Source organism: Aliihoeflea sp., from assembly GCF_052435475.1.
In the GTDB taxonomy this organism is placed as follows: Bacteria; Pseudomonadota; Alphaproteobacteria; order Rhizobiales; family Rhizobiaceae; genus Aliihoeflea.
In genome coordinates this window covers 369086-386640 of sequence record NZ_JBQVMV010000002.1, presented here as the reverse complement: position 1 = coordinate 386640, position 17555 = coordinate 369086, and the positions used below count along the sequence as shown (strand labels likewise).

At 64.6% G+C, this 17555-nt stretch carries 16 protein-coding genes; 7 read left to right on the top strand and 9 right to left on the bottom strand.

What is annotated here, in order from left to right; all coding sequences use genetic code 11:
* Positions 1-7: 7 nt before the first annotated feature.
* The 7 genes from urtD to ACT6QU_RS04905 all read right to left on the bottom strand — a co-directional run bounded on the left by urtD (position 8) and on the right by ACT6QU_RS04905 (position 8051).
* Complete coding sequence (gene urtD, locus ACT6QU_RS04935; protein WP_444562913.1) at positions 8-754, bottom strand: urea ABC transporter ATP-binding protein UrtD; 747 nt, start codon at positions 752-754, stop codon at positions 8-10.
* 5 nt (positions 755-759) lie between these two features.
* Positions 760-1968, bottom strand: a complete 1209-nt coding sequence (gene urtC, locus ACT6QU_RS04930) for an urea ABC transporter permease subunit UrtC (protein WP_444562912.1) — start codon at positions 1966-1968, stop codon at positions 760-762.
* A complete protein-coding gene (gene urtB, locus ACT6QU_RS04925; protein ID WP_444563015.1) occupies positions 1965-3572 on the bottom strand; it encodes an urea ABC transporter permease subunit UrtB in 1608 nt (535 codons plus the stop codon). The genes urtC and urtB overlap by 4 nt, the downstream gene beginning before the upstream one ends.
* Before the next feature lie 261 nt (positions 3573-3833).
* Complete coding sequence (gene urtA / locus ACT6QU_RS04920; RefSeq protein ID WP_029660118.1) at positions 3834-5126, bottom strand: urea ABC transporter substrate-binding protein; 1293 nt, start codon at positions 5124-5126, stop codon at positions 3834-3836.
* A 297-nt stretch (positions 5127-5423) separates the two neighbouring features.
* Positions 5424-6995, bottom strand: a complete 1572-nt coding sequence (locus ACT6QU_RS04915) for a GMC family oxidoreductase (protein WP_444562911.1) — start codon at positions 6993-6995, stop codon at positions 5424-5426.
* A gap of 49 nt (positions 6996-7044) precedes the next feature.
* Positions 7045-7575, bottom strand: coding sequence for a twin-arginine translocation signal domain-containing protein (locus ACT6QU_RS04910; protein WP_444562910.1), 531 nt, complete (start codon positions 7573-7575; stop codon positions 7045-7047).
* Between the two features lie 80 nt (positions 7576-7655).
* A complete protein-coding gene (locus tag ACT6QU_RS04905; protein ID WP_444562909.1) occupies positions 7656-8051 on the bottom strand; it encodes a VOC family protein in 396 nt (131 codons plus the stop codon).
* Between the two features lie 218 nt (positions 8052-8269).
* Between ACT6QU_RS04905 and ACT6QU_RS04900 the strand changes: the two genes are divergently transcribed.
* From ACT6QU_RS04900 to ACT6QU_RS04890, 3 genes are all read left to right on the top strand, one after another.
* Positions 8270-8575, top strand: coding sequence for a ribbon-helix-helix domain-containing protein (locus ACT6QU_RS04900; protein WP_024585717.1), 306 nt, complete (start codon positions 8270-8272; stop codon positions 8573-8575).
* A gap of 82 nt (positions 8576-8657) precedes the next feature.
* The gene (locus tag ACT6QU_RS04895; RefSeq protein ID WP_444562908.1) at positions 8658-9911 is read left to right on the top strand and encodes a PQQ-dependent sugar dehydrogenase; all 1254 of its coding nucleotides are present in this window, start codon (positions 8658-8660) and stop codon (positions 9909-9911) included.
* A gap of 63 nt (positions 9912-9974) precedes the next feature.
* Entirely contained in the window at positions 9975-10295 is a 321-nt protein-coding gene (locus ACT6QU_RS04890) for a c-type cytochrome (protein ID WP_444562907.1), read from the top strand.
* A gap of 3 nt (positions 10296-10298) precedes the next feature.
* On the opposite strand, the gene cckA is transcribed toward ACT6QU_RS04890, so the two are convergent.
* A complete protein-coding gene (gene cckA, locus ACT6QU_RS04885) occupies positions 10299-12878 on the bottom strand; it encodes a cell cycle histidine kinase CckA (protein ID WP_444563014.1) in 2580 nt (859 codons plus the stop codon).
* Positions 12879-13057: 179 nt separating this feature from the next.
* On the opposite strand from cckA, the gene ACT6QU_RS04880 reads away from it, so the two are divergent.
* The gene (locus ACT6QU_RS04880) at positions 13058-13774 is read left to right on the top strand and encodes a hypothetical protein (RefSeq protein ID WP_444562906.1); all 717 of its coding nucleotides are present in this window, start codon (positions 13058-13060) and stop codon (positions 13772-13774) included.
* Between the two features lie 3 nt (positions 13775-13777).
* Here the strand turns inward: ACT6QU_RS04880 and dksA are convergent, their stop codons facing one another.
* Positions 13778-14194: an RNA polymerase-binding protein DksA gene (gene dksA / locus ACT6QU_RS04875; protein WP_444562905.1), complete on the bottom strand. Its 417-nt coding sequence runs from the start codon at positions 14192-14194 to the stop codon at positions 13778-13780.
* A 183-nt stretch (positions 14195-14377) separates the two neighbouring features.
* On the opposite strand from dksA, the gene ACT6QU_RS04870 reads away from it, so the two are divergent.
* The 3 genes from ACT6QU_RS04870 to ACT6QU_RS04860 all read left to right on the top strand — a co-directional run bounded on the left by ACT6QU_RS04870 (position 14378) and on the right by ACT6QU_RS04860 (position 17459).
* A complete protein-coding gene (locus ACT6QU_RS04870) occupies positions 14378-14872 on the top strand; it encodes a SixA phosphatase family protein (RefSeq protein WP_444562904.1) in 495 nt (164 codons plus the stop codon).
* A gap of 71 nt (positions 14873-14943) precedes the next feature.
* Positions 14944-16398, top strand: coding sequence for a YcjX family protein (locus ACT6QU_RS04865; RefSeq protein WP_444562903.1), 1455 nt, complete (start codon positions 14944-14946; stop codon positions 16396-16398).
* A complete protein-coding gene (locus ACT6QU_RS04860; RefSeq protein ID WP_444562902.1) occupies positions 16395-17459 on the top strand; it encodes a YcjF family protein in 1065 nt (354 codons plus the stop codon). Before ACT6QU_RS04865 ends, ACT6QU_RS04860 begins: the two co-directional genes overlap by 4 nt.
* Positions 17460-17555 lie beyond the last annotated feature (96 nt).

Here is a 17555-nt window from a genome sequence, read left to right as displayed (position 1 = left end):
ATCCCCCTCACCTTCCCAGATAGACTTCGACGACACGCGGGTCGGCGCTGACGTGGTCGAGGGAGCCTTCCGACAGGACCGAGCCTTCGTGCAGGCAGGTGACCTTGACGCCGAGTTCGCGGACGAAGTGCATATCGTGCTCGACGACGATGACGGAATGGGTCTTGGAGATGTCGCGCAGGAGACGCGCGGTTTCCTCGGTTTCGGCGTCGGTCATGCCGGCGACCGGCTCGTCGACGAGGAGAAGCTTCGGGTCCTGCGCCAACAGCATGCCGATCTCGAGCCATTGCTTTTGGCCATGGGAGAGATTGGCGGCGAGGTCGTTGCGGCGGGCGGAGAGGCGCACGGTTTCGAGGATGTCGTCGAGCTTGCGCTTCGCCTCGGCCGTCTCGCGCCAGAACAGGGTCGGGAAGATCGAGCGCGGGCCTTTGAGCGCCAGGAGCAGATTGTCCTCGACCGAATGGCTTTCGAAGACGGTAGGCTTCTGGAACTTGCGGCCGATGCCCATGATGGCGATGTCGGCTTCGTCGTGGCGTGTCAGGTCGATCTCGCCGTCGAAATAGACGTCGCCGCTGTCGGGGCGCGTCTTGCCGGTGATGATGTCCATCATCGTCGTCTTGCCGGCGCCGTTCGGGCCGATGATGGCGCGCATTTCGCCTTTGTCGAGCACGAGGGAGAGGTTGTTGATTGCCCGGAAGCCGTCGAAGGAGACGGAGACGCCGTCGAGATAGAGGATCGTGTTGGTCTTCGACATGGCGGTTACTCGGCCGGTTGCGGGCTGGCATCGGCCGCCGGCGGACGGCGGACGGGAGGCTTTTCGGGGCGCACGTTGGGGAGATCAGGTGGTGTTTCCGCCGCGCGGGCGGCCTTCAACTCGCGGCGATTGTCGATATAGCCGCCGATCGTGCCGACGATGCCCTTGGGCAGAAAGAGCGTGACCGCAACGAAGAGGCCGCCGAGCGCGAAGAGCCAGAGGTCGGGATAGGCGGCGGTGAACCATGTCTTGGCGTAGTTGACGAGGATCGCACCGATGATCGGTCCGACCAGCGTGCCTCGCCCGCCGACGGCCGCCCACACGACGATCTCGATCGAGTTTGCCGGGGCGAATTCGCCCGGATTGATGATGCCGACCTGCGGCACGTAGAGCGCGCCGGCGATGCCGGCGATGATGGCGGAGACGACGAAGGCGAAGAGCTTCACATATTCCGGGCGGTAGCCAATGAAGCGCGTGCGGCTTTCGGCATCGCGGACTGCGACCATGATCTTGCCAAGCTTGGAACGGGTGATCGCGCTGCAGATGATGAAGGACAGCGCGAGGGCAATAGCCGTCGCGGCGAACAGCGCGGCGCGCGTGCCGGGCGCCTGGATCGAATAGCCGACGATCTCGCGAAAATCGGTCAGGCCGTTGTTGCCGCCGAAGCCCATGTCGTTGCGGAAGAAGGCGAGCATCAGCGCATAGGTCATGGCCTGCGTGATGATCGACAGATAGACGCCGGTGACGCGGCTGCGGAAGGCGAACCAGCCGAAGACGAAGGCCAGCAGGCCGGGCACGACCATGACCATCAGCATGGCGAACCAGAACTGGTCGAAGCCCCACCAGTACCAGGGCAGTTCCGACCAGTTCAGGAAGACCATGAAGTCTGGAAGCTCAGCGTTGCCGTAGACCCCGCGCGAACCAATCTGGCGCATCAGGTACATGCCCATCGCATAGCCGCCGAGCGCGAAGAAAGCGCCATGGCCGAGCGAGAGGATGCCGACATAGCCCCAGACGAGATCGAGCGCGAGCGCCAGCATGGCGTAGGTCAGGTACTTGCCCATCAACGCGACCATGTAGTTCGGGACGCGCAGCGGATGGCCGACGGGAAGGAGGAGGTTCGACGCCGGAACGAGGATGGCGGCCAACAGGAGCAGACCGACGACCCAGTAGAGCTTCGCGCCGAGTGCGCGGTAGAAGAATTGGGTGATCATGCTTCCACCGCCCTTCCTTTTTGCGCGAAGAGGCCGCGCGGGCGCTTCTGGATGAACAGGATGATGAAGACGAGGAGCAGGATCTTCGCCAGCACCGCGCCGGCATAGGGCTCGAGGAACTTGTTGAGGACGCCGAGCGTCAGCGCGCCGACGAGCGTGCCCCAGAGATTTCCGACGCCGCCGAAGACCACGACCATGAAGCTGTCGATGATGTAGCCCTGCCCCAGATTGGGCGAGACGTTGTCGATCTGCGACAGCGCGACGCCCGCCAGACCGGCGATGCCGGAGCCGAGGCCGAAGGTCATCGCGTCGACCCAGGGCGTTCGGATGCCCATGGACGAGGCCATGCGACGGTTTTGCGTCACCGCGCGCATCTGGAGGCCGAGCGCGGTGCGCTTGAGGACCAGCAGCAGTGCGGCGAACACGATGAGCGCGAAGATGACGATGAAAAAGCGGTTCCAGGTGATGGCGATGCCGTAGAAATCGAACGAGCCCGACATCCAGCCGGGATTTCCGACCTCGCGGTTCGACGCGCCGAAGATCGTGCGGACCGATTGCTGGATGATCAGCGACAGGCCCCACGTGGCGAGCAGCGTTTCCAGCGGACGGCCATAGAGAAACCGGATGACGCCGCGCTCGATGGCGACGCCGATCAGGCCGGTGACGAGGAAAGCGGCCGGAAGGGCGAAGGCGAGCGACCAGTCAAAGAGGTCCGGAAAGGATGCGCGGATGAAATTCTGGACGAGGAAGGTCGTGTAGGCGCCGAGCATGACCATCTCGCCATGCGCCATGTTGATGACGCCCATGACGCCAAAGGTGATGGCAAGACCGATGGCGGCGAGAAGCAGCACGGCGCCGAGCGAGATGCCGTACCAGACGTTCTGGCCGACATCGAGCAGTGCGAGGCGGCTCTGGATGTCCGCGATGCCGCGTTCGATGGTGGGCGTCACGTCGGCATCGGCGCTGGAAAGCGCCGCCTGCAGGATGCCGAGCGCCTGTCGGTCGCCGCGCGCTGCGATCGTGTCGACGGCTTCGGCGAAGGCGACGGGCTCGGCATCGGAACGCAGGATCGCGACGGCGCGGGCTTCGGCCATGACTTGCAGAACGGCGGGGTTTTGTTCCTCCGCGATGGCCTCGTCGAGAAGTTCGACATTGTCGGGATCGCCGGCCTGGAACATGGCGCGCGCGGCCGTCAGGCGGGTGTTGGCGTCCGGGCTCATGAGGGTGAGTTGGCCGATGGCGGTTCGGACGGCGCGGCGCAGCGAATTGTTGACGCGGATGCGTTCGACGGAGGCCTTGGCGACTTCGCCGACGGGGTCGCCGGTTATCGCGTCGGTGGCTTCGACGGGGTCGCCGCGGCTGGAGAGCGTGACGATCTGGCCGGTGGGCTCGACGACGTTGAGGTCGCCGGCGGCGAGCGCTTCGAGGAGCGGGACGGCGCGGGGGTCGGCGGTTGCGGCGATGGCGGAGACGGTTTGAGCGCGGTCGGCAAAGTTGCCTTCGGGGAGCTGGCGGGCGAGGTCTTCGAGGGATTGGGCGTGGGCGGGGAGTGCGGTGAGGGTGAGAAGGATGGCCAGGAACCAACGCAGAAACTGAACGCTCAGTGCTTTGGCGCGCCCCCCTCTGGCCTGCCGGCCATCTCCCCCGCAAGGGGGGAGATCACGCGCGTCGACGCGTGCAATCAACCGCTTTCCGTGACAAAAGAGGAGATCACGAGCGTCGAGGCTGGCGATTGGCTGATCTCCCCCCTTGCGGGGGAGATGGCCGGTAGGCCAGAGGGGGGCAACGTAGGGCATCAGCGAAACCGGTGATCTGCTTGGGAGTTGAGAGGCCGCACTCGTCGGCCTCTCGATGATGCGAAAAGATCAGTTCGCCGCAGCCTGCGCACCGCCGCAGGTTTCGGTCTCGGTGTTGAAGTTTCCGCAGTTGACCGGGTCGGTCCAGTCGGCTTCGAGCACCGCCGACTCGGGAAGGAAGTCGGACCAGGCGTCGCCGGGGACGAGGTCTTCGGTTTCCCAGACGACGTCGAACTGGCCGTCGTCCTGGATTTCGCCGATCAGCACCGGTTTGGTGACGTGGTGGTTGGGCAGCATTACCGCGGTGCCACCGGTCAGATTCGGAACCTCGACGCCGACGATGGCGTCGATGACAGCGTCGGCTTCGGTGGAGCCGGCCTTTTCGACGGCGGCGACCCACATGTTGAAGCCGATATAGTGGGCTTCCATCGGGTCGTTGGTGACGCGTTCCTCATCGCCGATGAAGGCGTGCCAGGTCTCGATGAACTCGGCGTTCTCCGGCGTGTCGACAGACATGAAGTAGTTCCAGGCGGCCAGATGGCCGACGAGCGGGGCGGTGTCGAGACCGGCGAGTTCCTCTTCGCCGACCGAGAAGGCGACGACCGGGATGTCCTCGGCAGCGACGCCCTGATTGCCGAGTTCGCGATAGAACGGAACGTTCGCGTCGCCATTGATCGTCGACACGACAGCGGTTTTCTTGCCCGAGGAGCCGAACGCCTTGATGTCGGACACGATCGTCTGCCAGTCGGAATGACCGAACGGCGTGTAGTTGATCATGATGTCCTCCGCGGCCACGCCCTTGTCCTTGAGATAGGCCTCGAGGATCTTGTTGGTGGTCTGCGGGTAGACATAGTCGGTGCCGGCGAGCACCCAGCGCTCGACGCCCTCGTCGTTCATCAGGTAGTCGACGGCGGGGATTGCCTGCTGGTTCGGCGAGGCGCCGGTATAGAAGACGTTGCGCTGGCTTTCCTCGCCCTCATACTGGACGGGGTAGAACAGGAGGCCGTTCAGTTCCTCGAAGACCGGCAGGACGGACTTGCGGCAGACCGAGGTCCAGCAGCCGAAGACGGCGTCGACGCCGTTGACCTCATACATCTCGCGCGCCTTTTCCGCGGCGAGCGGCCAGTCGGACGCGATATCGATGACGACCGGCTCGAGCTGGCGGCCAAGCAGACCGCCCTTCTTGTTCTGCTCCTCGATGAGCATCAGCATGACGTCCTTCAAGGTCGTCTCCGAAATCGCCATTGTGCCCGACAGCGAATGGAGGACGCCGACCTTGATCGGGCCGTCCTGCGCGGCGGCAGCCGACATCAGAAGACCGCTGGCGACGGCCGCGGCTAGCGTTTGACGAATTCCCCTCATGATTGCCTCCAGTGGCATTCTTGTTTGCACCGCAATATCGGTTGCAACCGGCATGCCAAGCTTCGGCCATGATGAAGATGGCTGAATTCTTCTCAACGTTTTCATGCGCTTACGGCATTTTTCTGCGCCGGTATTGGCGGAGCCGATATCGGCGTGCAGCGCGTGTTGAGGATTATCTGCGCATTGATCTCGCTATCGTGATTAATTGTTGTGCGCTTGCGAGGTGGCGAATTTTCTGCACAAAAAAAGGGCGATATCGACATGCGATATCGCCCGAGTCCGCGGGGGATGATGGGATCAGATCGTGCCCGACGACATTTCCTTGGCGATGTGGTCGGCCTGGCGGATGGCGAGCGCGACGATGGTCAGGGTCGGATTTTCAGCCGCGCCGGTGGTGAACTGGCTGCCGTCGGAGACGAACAGGTTCGCGATGTCGTGCGTCTGGCCCCACTGGTTGACGACGCCGTCCTCCGGCTTCTCGCTCATCCGGTTCGTGCCCAGATTGTGGGTTGAGGGATAGGGCGGCGTCGGGAAGGTGCGCGTCGCGCCGACCGCATCGTAGAGCGCCATGCCCTGTTGGTAGGCGTGGTTGCGCATTGCGGTGTCGTTGGGGTGGTCGGTAAAGGCGACGTCCGGAACCGGCATGCCATACTTGTCCTTCAACTCGGCATGGAGCGAAATCCGGTTGGTCTCCTGCGGCATGTCCTCGCCGACGATCCACATGCCGGCCATGTGGTCGTATTTGTCGAGCGCCGAGGTGAAGGAGCGTCCCCAGCCGCCAGGATTGAGGAAGGCTGCCATGAAGGGCAGGCCGAGCGCGAGTGTTTCGAGCTCGTAGCCGCCGACGAAGCCGCGCGAGGGATCGTGCCTGGCCTCGTCGCGGATGATGCCGGCCATCGTCGTGCCGCGGTAGAAGTGGACCGGCTGGTCGAAGACGGCGTAGACCGAGCCCGTCGTGTGGCGCATGTAGTTGCGGCCGACCTGACCGGACGAGTTGGCGAGGCCGTCCGGATATTTCGAGGAGGCTGAGTTGAGGAGCAGGCGCGGGCTTTCGATCGAATTGCCGGCGACGGCGACGATGCGGGCTTTCTGTTCCTTCAGATTGCCGTCCTTGTCGGCATAGACGACGCCGGTCACCTTGCCGCTGTCGTCATGCTCGATCTTGACGACGTGGCTGTCGGGGCGCACTTCCAGCTTGCCGGTCGCCTCGCCCTTGGGGATTTCGGTGTAGAGCGTCGACCATTTCGCGCCCCACTTGCAGCCCTGGAAGCAGAAGCCGGTCTGCTGGCAGCCCATGCGGTCATCACGGAAGTCGGAATTGATGGCCATGTTGCCGGTGTGGCACTCCGTGTAGCCGAGCTTGTCGGCGCCGGCTTTCAGGATCTTGAAGTTGTTGTTGCCCGGCAGTCCCTCGATTCCGTGGGTGCGGGTCACGCCCATCTTGTCTTCCGCCTTCCCATAGTAGGGCTCGAGATCGGCGAGCGTGATCGGCCAGTCGAGAAGGTTGGCGCCTTCGACGGCGCCGTAATTGGTCAGCGTCTTGAATTCGTGTTCCTGGAAACGCAGCGAGGCGCCGGCCCAGTGGGTGGTCGTGCCGCCAACGGCCTTGACGATCCAGGCCGGCAGGTTGGGAAAGTCCTTCGAGACGCGCCAGTCGCCCGACGTGGTGCGGTTGTCGAGCCAGGCGAGCTGGCCGAAACTGTCCCATTCGTCGTTGATGAAATCCTCATATTCGATGCGCGGCCCGGCTTCGAGCACGACCACGTCGACGCCCTTCTGGGCGAGTTCGTTGGCCAGCGTTCCGCCGCCGGCGCCCGAACCGATGATGACGACGACCGTGTCGTCGGTAAGTGCATAAGGAGCAGGCATGATATCCTCCCGGAAACCTGTCTATGGCTGAATGGTCGGGTCGAGGCGGTCAGAGCCACTCGATGTCGTCGAAGCCGCGGGTCATGTAGCCGCCTTGGGAGTACGATTCGCCTTCGTAGCCGAACAGCGGCCAGAGCTCTTTCTGGTTGTACAGCCCGACGACCATGCCGCCGCGCACCGCCTGGAAAAACGGGGTGGTCTCGATGGTCTGCAGGAGCTTGACGCGGTCTTCCTCCCAACCGACGCCACGATAGCCGCCCTCGCCCGCGCGCTGGTCGAGATCGGCGATGCCGGCTTCGATCAGATCCTTGTGGGCTGCATCGCTGCCGGCCTTGGTGTCGTGGTCCTTCATCGCGATGGCGTAGAAGCGTTCGGCGACGTGATCGTGCGGATAGACGTCGCGGGCCATCTGGATGAGCGTCGCCATCGTGTCCGGTTTCAAGGCCGTGGGCTCCATGCCCCATGCCTGCTGCGGGCTGATGACGGCGCTGCCCGTCACGACGAGGACGAGAGCGGCGGCGCCGCCCTTCAGCAATGCCCGCCGCGAAAGAGCGGGCTCTCTTTGATAGACTGTAACCATGGTTTCCTCCCTGGCTTGCTGGTCGCGCCGATGGCGCGATTGACTGGCTTGGGCCCCGCCTCCCCGCGCGGCCCCTCAGATCATTTGAAACGTCCGTGTCGTTGCAGCACCTCGATCTTGTATCCGTCGGGATCGGCGACGAAGAAGAACCGGGCGATGAGCTGGCCCTCGTTCTTGAACTCGACGATGTCGCGCGGGGCGAGATCATTGGCCTTGAAGCGGGCATGCTCGGCGTCGAGATCGTCGACGCAAAAGGCGATGTGGCCGTAGCCGTCGCCGAGATCGTAGGGATCGGTCCGGCCCTTGTTGACAGTCAGTTCCACCTCGAAATCGGCATCCGCATTGCGCAGATAGACCAGCGTGAACGTCTCGAAATCGAGCCGGTCGGCAATGTCGAGCCCGAAGGCCGTCCTGTAGAAATCGATCGACCGCTGTTCCTCAAGAACCCGGATCATCGAATGGATTGCTTTCGCCAAATCGGCCTCCGCGTCGTTGCTTCGATTAGGATTATGGTCCGTCCGGGCGACCTGTGGTGGCAGCGGGCTACTACGGATGAAGCGGACGAAGATGCGCCGTGCTAAAGTACGACTTGCTCTCGCGCCGACCTTCCCGGAGACTTCGAAAATCGCAGGGCGGCGCGATCGCCACGGTGTCATTGGACGTACAAGAAAAACGATGTCGCGGAGGAAATGTCATGTGCAGGGTGTTTGCCGGACAAGATCCGGAAGGCTACCGGCCGGTCAACCGGTCGGTGCGAATTGGCGGTCATTCGACCAGCATCCAACTGGAGGCGACGTTCTGGCTGCTGCTCGACGAAATTGCGCAGTCGCAGGGGCTGTCGACGCCGAAATTCCTGTCGAAGCTCTATGACGAGGCGATCGAGATCAACGGCGAGATTCCGAATTTCGCCTCGATGCTGCGCACGACCTGCGCGCTCTATCTGCGCGGCCACCGGCCGCAGGATGGCGAACTGGAAGCGTTGCGGCACGAGGCGGCATAATTTTCGTGTAGCAGCCGGCTACCACCACTGTTGATCGGCCGGGTCTGATCTTCCTTCCGCAAGGTAATTCTGGGAGGAAGCCATGAACAAGACTAGTCTGCTCGCAGCAGCAGCACTGATGACGGCGAGCGCATCGACGCTCGCCTTTGCACAGACGCAGGATTCGAATCTCGAGCGTCTGAGCAATTTCCAGACGACGGGAACGAGCCAGTTCGAGGTCATCGAGCAGGGCGGCGAGAAGGCCGAGGCGATCCGCCGAATTCTCGAAAAGGTGCGGGTGCCGAGCGGCTTCAAGATCGACCTCTACGCGATCGTGCCGGATGCGCGGCACATGGCAGTCGGCCCGCAGGGCATCGTCACCTTCGTGGGCACGCGCAAGACCAAGGTCTGGGCCGTGACCGACCGCGACAAGGACCGGGTGGCCGACGAGGTCAAGGACTTCGCACCCTCGCTTGCCATGGCGATCCCGAACGGGCCGTGCTTCTCGCCCGAGGGGGTTCTCTACATCGCCGAGCAGAACCGTGTTCTGTCCTACCCCGCCGCCGAATTCTTCTACGAAAGCCCCGACGTCGCCGCCTTCAAGGTGATGGAGACGCTGGTGCCGGAGGCGGAGGTTTCCTACAACCACACCGCGCGCGTCTGTCGCGTCGGGCCGGACGGCAAGCTCTACATCTCGCTTGGGCAGCCCTTCAACGTGCCGCCGCCCGAGAAGAAGGAGCTCTACGAGCGGGAAGGGATCGGCGGGATCATCCGTGTCGGCCAGGACGGCAAGGGCCGCGAGGTCTACACGCACGGTGTGCGCAATTCGGTCGGACATGACTTCAACCCGGCCAATGGCGAACTGTGGTTCACCGACAACCAGGTCGACGGCATGGGCGACGACATTCCGCCTGGCGAACTCAACCGGCAGACAGCGGCCGGCGAGCATTTCGGCTTCCCCTGGTTTGGCGGGGGGTCGATCCGCACCAACGAATACAAGAGCGAGGAGCCGCCGGCGGGCGTGATCGCACCCGCGGTCGAGATGGACGCCCATGCGGCCGATCTCGGCATGACGTTCTATTCGGGGAACCAGTTTCCGCAGAAATATCGCGGCGGGATATTCTCGGCGCAGCACGGTTCCTGGAACCGCACCACGCCCGTCGGCGCGCGGGTGATGTTCACCGCCGTCAACGAAGACGGCAGCGCAGGCGAGACGGAAGTGTTCGCGGAAGGCTGGCTCGACGAGAACGGCGAATATCTCGGACGTCCCGTCGACGTGGCGCAATTGCGCGACGGTTCGATCCTCGTCTCCGACGATCTCGTCGGCGCGATCTACCGCATCTCCCACAGCAACTGACCACCGTCCGAGAGGCCTCCCGGAACAGATCCGGGAGGCCGGTCGGCGCATTTTGGAGCAAACATGAACAAAGCTTTGTTGCTGGCCGGCATGCTCGGCCTTTGGACATCAGGTGCATTGGCGGACGACCCTGCCGAAGGCCGCAAGGTCGCGGCGCGATGCCAGGCATGTCACGGCATCGACGGCATCGCCAAACTGCCGATCGCCCCCAATCTGGCCGGCGAGAGCGCAGGCTATCTCGAAACGCAGTTGAAGGCGTTCAAGGACGGCAAGCGCGAGAACGCGATGATGACGGTCGTCGTCAAGGATCTGACCGCCGAACAGATCGCCGATGTCGCGGCCTGGTACGAATCGATCGAAGTCACGGTCAAGCTGCCCGAATAGGCCTCAAGGCTGGTCGAGCATGTCCTTGACCACCGTGGCGAGCTGCTTAAGCGAGAAGGGCTTGGGCAGGAAGCCGAACTTCGCTTCCGGCGGCAGGTTCCGGGCGAACGCGTCCTCGGCATAGCCCGACACGAAGACGAACTTGATGTCGGGCTGGATCTTCAGGAGTTCACCGAGCAGCGTCGGCCCGTCCATTTCGGGCATCACGACGTCCGAGACGACGATGTCGACCTTGCCGGCCAACTCATGGAAGGTTTCGAGCGCTTCGACGCCCGACGAGGCTTCGTGGACGGTATAGCCGCGTGACGACAGGGCGCGGACGCCGCCCATGCGCACCGCGTCCTCGTCCTCGACCAGAAGCACCGTCGCGGTGCCGGAGAGGTCCTTGGCCGCGCCGTCCGTCTTTGCAGCGGGAATTTCGGCAGGAGCTTCGCTTGCCGCCGCATCCAGTGCTGCCGCGACATGGCGAGGCAGGAAGATGCGGAAGACGGTCCCCGTGCCCTCCTCGGAGTCGCAGAAGATGTAACCGCCGGTCTGCTTGATGATGCCGTAGACCATGGAAAGGCCGAGGCCAGTGCCCTTGCCGACTTCCTTCGTGGTGAAGAATGGCTCGAAGATTTTCGAGATCACTTCGGGCGGAATGCCGGTTCCCGAATCCTCGACCTCGAGCATGACGTAATCGGCCGGGGCCAGTTCTCGGTAGCCGAAGGCGCCGCAATCCGCGGCAACGACATTGCGGGTTCGGACGGCCAGCATGCCCCCCTCGGGCATCGCGTCGCGCGCGTTGACCGCCAGATTGACGACGACCTGCTCGAACTGGCCGATATCGGCCTTGACGGGCCAAAGGTCGCGTCCGTGCTCGACGGAGAGCTGGATGTCCTTGCCGACGAGGCGAACGAGGAGCATCCGCAGGTCGGCGAGGACGTCGGTAAGGTTCAGCACTTCGGGACGCAGCGTCTGCTTGCGCGAGAAAGCGAGAAGCTGGCGCACGAGCGAGGCCGCGCGGTTGGCATTCTGCTTGATGTTCATGATGTCGGCGAAGGACGGGTCCGACGGGCGGTGACTGGTCAAGAGGAGGTCCGACGCCATGATGATGGCGGTCAGGACGTTGTTGAAGTCGTGCGCGATGCCGCCGGCGAGCTGGCCCACGGCCTGCATCTTCTGGCTTTGCGCCATCTGGCCTTCGAGCGCCTTCTGCTCGGTCGTTTCCACCGCATACACGATCGCCGCTTCCTCGGCGCCATCCTCCCCGCCGCCGTCGGCGACGGCGTTGATGTAGAAGCGCAGATAGCGCTCCTCATTGCCGGGCAGGACGGTGTCGATCGGCGCGATGTCGGCTTGGCCGTGTTTCGCAGCTTCCAGCGCTGAACGGAAGGCATCGTGGTTGCGCGGATGGATGACGCGCTCCAGCGGAGCGCGGCCATCGATCGCATCGCGGTCCACGACGCTGGAGAAGAGCGACAGGAACGGCGCATTGGTGCGCAGGATGCGCCCCTCGCCGTCGATGCCGGCAATCGCCATCGGCGTCGAATTGAAGAAGCGGGTGAAGCGGATTTCGGACGCGCGCAGCTCGGCCGACGAATCGGTGCCTTCGGCCCGGTTGAGGACGATGGTGCGACTGGTCGCGGCGATGCCTTCGCGCGAACTCGCCACACGGTGCATGATGCGCACCGGTATCGCGGCGCCCGAAATGGCCATCAGGTCGAGATCGACGACCGCGTCCCGGGTCGATCCGGGCTCTGCCTTCACCGACGACAAGAGCGCCATTCCGTCACCGGCGACGATCTGGGACAGGCGGACCGAGCCGGGCACGAAGTTGGCCAGATCGATCCCGAGCCAGTCTGCGAGCGTGGCGTTGAGATAGGTCAGGCGGCCCGAGGTGTCGGATGCGAAGAAGCCGGCGGGGGCGTGGTCGAGGTGGTCGATGGCTTTTTGCAGGTCGAGGAAGAAGCGTTCCTGTTCGGCGCGTTCTTCGGAGATGTCGATAAGCGTCCAGAGGGCGGCTGGCTGGCGCATGTCGAGAATACGGAAGGTGCGAGCCGAGGCGCGATACCACCGCGCACCACCCTCGCCGCCGGCACGCAGCGGGCGTGGCAGCCGAAATTCGCCATCGGCGTTGCGACCGTCGCGGATCGCGGCCGCGAGCTTGTAGATCACCTGCGCGGCTTCGGGACTGTCGGCCAGAAGCGCCTCGATCGTCCGGGTCTCCTCCGGCGACGTGGCGCCGGTCAGGTCTGCATAGGCGCGGTTGGCGTAGAGAATGCGGCCCTTTGCATCGGTGACGACCATGCCCTGCGCCGAGCTGTCGACGAGCGCGCGCGACAGACCGTCCGAAGGCGAACGCCCGGCGACGTGGACGAAACCGATCGCGGCCGCAAACAGGAAGCCGACGCCGATCATCGCCAGAACGCCGAGCAGTCCAAGCAACGTGTTCGCGCTCAGAAGATCGTTGAAAACGATCAGAACGACGGCGCAGATGACGAGCGCGATGATGAAACCGATCAGCCGCGACAGCGTCGACATACGGGCATTCTGGTCGACGATCGGCGCCGGATTGAGCTCGCCGCCACTCTTTTGCGCCATGAAGGCGGTCCCCCAACCGATCGGATCATTCGAGATGACACCGGCATACATCATCGCAACGCGAAGCTGCAAGGACGGCACCGGCGGCGGGGAAAGCTTCGTTCCAGTCTCGACGCAACCGGTTGACGCCTGACGCGTTGCGGAGTTTAGCGTCTACTTATTTACGAGCGGAGACAGACATGCCGACATGGTTTGAGGATATTGCGGGCCCCGGATATGCGGGGGCCGTCATGTGGACGCTGGTCGCACTCGTGGCGCTGGGCGTCATCATGCTGATCGTGAAGATCGTCCGGAGGGTTTCGGGCGGGACGTTCTCATCCTCCGGCAGCTACCGGTCGCGGCTTGCCGTGATGGATGCCGCCGAAGTCGACACCCAGCGCCGGCTCGTGCTGGTGCGCCGCGACGAAGTCGAGCATTTGATCATGATCGGCGGGCCGACCGATATCGTCATCGAGCAGAACATCACCGGACCGGGACGCAGTGTTCCGCAGTCCGCGACAGTGTCGCCCGCTCCAGAGCGCCACCCGGAGCCGGTACGCGCCGAACCGCAGGTGGCCGCGCAGCCGGCCGTCGATCATCGTGAGCCCTCTGCCGCGCCGGCCCGTCGTCCGGTCGAGGCACCGGTCGTCGAAAGGCGCCAGCCGGTTGCACCGGTGCCCTCGCCCGCCCCAGCCCCGTATGCACCGGTCGCGCCCGCAGCCGCGCCGCGCGTCGAACCGCGCCAGGAACCGGCAATTGCCGAACGCGTCGCCGCGAGCGAGCCGACCGTCGACGAGGCGATGGTTTCGGAGTTCGAACGGGATTTCAAGTCAAGCGAGGCGCCGCAACGTCGTGAACCCTCGATCGAGGACGAGATGGATCGCCTGCTCAATGAAGCGCCGCGGGAGCGGCGCTGACCGCTACTCGTCGCGGTAGACCTTCTCGCGGCGCTCGTGGCGTTCCTGCGCCTCGATGGAGAGGGTCGCGATGGGACGGGCGTCCAGGCGCTTGAGGGCGATCGGCTCGCCGGTCTCCTCGCAATAGCCATAGGTGCCTTCGTCGATGCGCTGCAGCGCGGCGTCGATCTTGGAGATCAGCTTGCGCTGCCGGTCGCGGGCGCGAAGCTCGATGGCCCGATCGGTTTCGGACGACGCGCGATCGGCCAGGTCGGGGTGGTTGGCGTTTTCGCGCTGGAGGATGTCCAGCGTCTCGCGCGCCTCGCGCAGAATGTCGTTCTTCCAAGAAACAAGCTTGGTCCGGAAGTATGATTTCTGCCGCTCATTCATGAACGGCTCATCTTCGGATGGCATATAGTCAGACTCGATAGCCTTGCTCATCAGACTCACCCCACAGAAGCAATCCGGCGCCTATATATTCGGGCGACTTGGCCCATACAAGCACTAAGAATTGCCATCTCACGCATTTGTCAGCCTTTCGCGAGACAGCAACGGGCGGGACTAACGCTTGTGCAGGAGGCGCCGGGAAGCTAGGCCTAGGCGGAAAGGCGACTGGGGGACCCGATGCCGCGACTTTATCTCCTGCGCCATGCCAAGGCGCGATGGGCCGAGCCCGGACAGCGCGATTTCGACCGCTCGCTCGATCCATCCGGCGTCGCCGACGCGAGGCGGCTCGGCGCTTATCTGCAGGAGAACGAGAGCAGGCCGGAGCGCATCGCCGCCTCTTCGTCGACCCGTACGCGCGAGACGGTCGCCGCTCTCGGCGACCTCTTCGCGAAGGGCGACGTCGCCTATCTGGACAGCCTCTACGAGGCGACTGCCGTGCAGGCGCTCGACATTGTCCGCAAGCAGGCCGGCGACGGCGACCTGATGATCGTCGGACACAACCCGGTGATGGAAGATCTGGCGACCGCGCTGGTCGGCAGCGATGCGGCCGCGCTGAAATCCGGTTTTCCGACCTGCGGCCTTGCAGTCATCTTGTTCGACGTCGCGCTTTCCGCCGCCGAGCCGGGAACGGGCACGCTCGAACTCTTCTGGACGCCCGCCGGCGTGAAATAGGCCCCGCCCCTGTTGCGGAGGCCCCTGCGCACCTATCTCGTCTCCAGACAGGCAGCCCCGGGAATTCGCATTTGGCATCGCAGACAAATCTGGGCGACGAAGCCCGTCTCGCACTCGAAACCTTTGCCGGCCGGACCGCCGGGCTTCTTTCGCCGTCGCTGCGGCTGGGCGTGACGGGGCTTTCGCGTGCCGGCAAGACGGTCTTCATCACCTCGCTCGTCCACAACATGCTGCATGGTGGGCGGCTGCCGATGTTCGACGCGATGAAATCCGGCCGGATCGCGAAGAGCTATCTGGAACACCAGCCGGACGACGCCGTGCCGCGCTTCCAGTACGAGGATCATGTCGCGGCGCTGGTCGGCGAGCGCATCTGGCCCGATTCGACCCGCGCAATCTCGGAACTGCGGCTGACGATCGACTATGAATCCGCTTCCGGCTGGGGCCGGATGTTCTCGCCCGGCCGGCTGTCGCTCGACATCGTCGACTATCCCGGTGAATGGCTGCTCGACCTGCCGCTCCTGTCGAAAAGCTACGAGGACTTTTCGCGCGATGCGGTGTCGCTCGCCGAACTGCCGGTGCGCGCGGGCCTTTCGCGCGAATGGCGTGAGCTGGCCGCGACGGTCGACCCTGCCGCCGAGGCAGACGAGATGACAGCGCGGCGGCTGGCAGAGGCGTTCACGCGCTACCTCAAGGCCGGCAAGGACGATCGCAGTGCACTTTCAACTTTGCCACCGGGCCGTTTCCTGATGCCGGGCGACCTCGAAGGCTCGCCGGCGCTGACCTTCTCGCCCCTGCCCGCGCTTGGCGACGCAAGGCCCGCTCCCGGTTCGCTGCACGCGATGATGGCGCGGCGCTACGAGGCATATAAGGCGCATGTCGTGCGGCCGTTCTTCCGCGACCACGTTGCCAAGCTCGACCGGCAGATCGTGCTGATCGACGCGCTGCAGGCGCTGAATGCCGGGCCTGCGGCCGTCGCCGACCTCGAACGTGCGCTGACGGAAATCCTTTCCTGTTTTCGCCCCGGCGCCCGCAACATCCTGACCGATCTCTTCCTGCGCCGGATCGACCGCATCCTGATCGCCGCGACCAAGGCCGACCATCTCCATCACGAAAGCCATGACCGGCTCGAGGCGATCGTGCGGCGGCTGGCCGACCGGGCGATCTCGCGGGCGAGCGCGAGCGGGGCCGAAATCGAGGTGCTGGCGATGGCGGCCGTGCGGGCGACGCGCGAGGGCACGGTGCGCGAGAATGGCGATACGCTGCCCGTCATCATCGGAACGCCGCTTCAAGGCGAAACGATCGGCCGCGACACGTTCGACGGCGCAACTGAAACGGCGATATTTCCCGGCGACTTGCCGCGCGATCCGAAGGTTGCGCTGGAGGAAAGCGGCAGTCGCGCGCCGATCCGCTTCGTGCGGTTTCGGCCGCCGAAACTCGAGCGTACGAGCGAAGGCGTGACGCTGTCGCTGCCGCATATCCGGCTCGACCGCGCGTTCCAGTTCCTGCTTGGAGACCGTCTGGCATGAGCCGCGAGCGCGAACCCCAGTCCTTTGCCGTGCCGGGTGAAAAGCCTGCCATGACCGCTGCGCCGCAGCGCGAGCCGCGCGCGCTTTCCGGACGCGATCTCGAGCGCATCGAGGAAGCGGAAATCGACGTCTTCGACGGGGTCGACACCGAGGCCCCGCCGCCGGCCCTGCCGAGACGCCGGCGCGGTTTGCGGCTCGGCCGCATCTTCGCGGGCGCATTCGGGCTGCTCGTCAGCTTCGCCATCGGTTTGTGGGCCGAGCGTGTCATCATCGAGCTCTTCGCGCGATCCGAAGCGCTCGGGTTCGTCGGCATCGGGCTTGCCGCGATCGCGGCTCTGGCGCTCGTCGCGATCCTCATCCGAGAGGGCTTGGCGCTGGCGCGGCTGCAATCGGTGACGCGTCTGCGCACCGAATGCGAGCGCGTGCTGCGCGACGGGCGGCTTGCCGAGGCGCGGAGTTTCGTCGACAGGCTGAAGGCGCACCTTGCCGCACGACCCGAGACCGCAGCCGGGCGCGCGCATCTCGACGCGCTACGCGACGACGTGATGGACGGGCCGGACCTCGTGCGTCTCGCCGAAACCGAGCTCGTCGCGCCGCTCGACGCCGAGGCGAAGCGCCTGATCCTCGACGCGGCCAAGCGCGTCAGCGTGGTGACGGCGGTCAGTCCGCGCGCGCTCGTGGACGTTGCCTATATCCTGTTCGAATCAGGCCGCTTGATCCGTCGGCTCGCCGAACTCTACGGCGCACGGCCTGGCACGTTCGGCTATTTCAGACTGGTGCGAAACGTTCTGGCCCATCTGGCGGTCACCGGCGTCATGGCCGTCGGCGACGAGTTCGTTCACCAGGTCGTCGGCCAAGGGCTTGCCGCGCGGCTTTCGGCCAAGCTTGGCGAAGGCGTCGTCAATGGCGTCATGACCGTACGCGTCGGCCTTGCGGCCATGGAAGTGGTGCGGCCCCTGCCCTTCCACGCGGTCAAGCGGCCGGGCGTCGCCGACTTCATCGCTAGCCTTGCGTCTTTTGCGACACGGCGCGGACGTGAAACATCGCCGCCGCAACAATAGGCTTGCGCACGCCGCGAAGCTGACTCATTGTCGGGCGCATTGCTGCTTCGCCGTCCAAATCATTAACCATTCGCGGCCAAGCTTCGCCGAGCCACG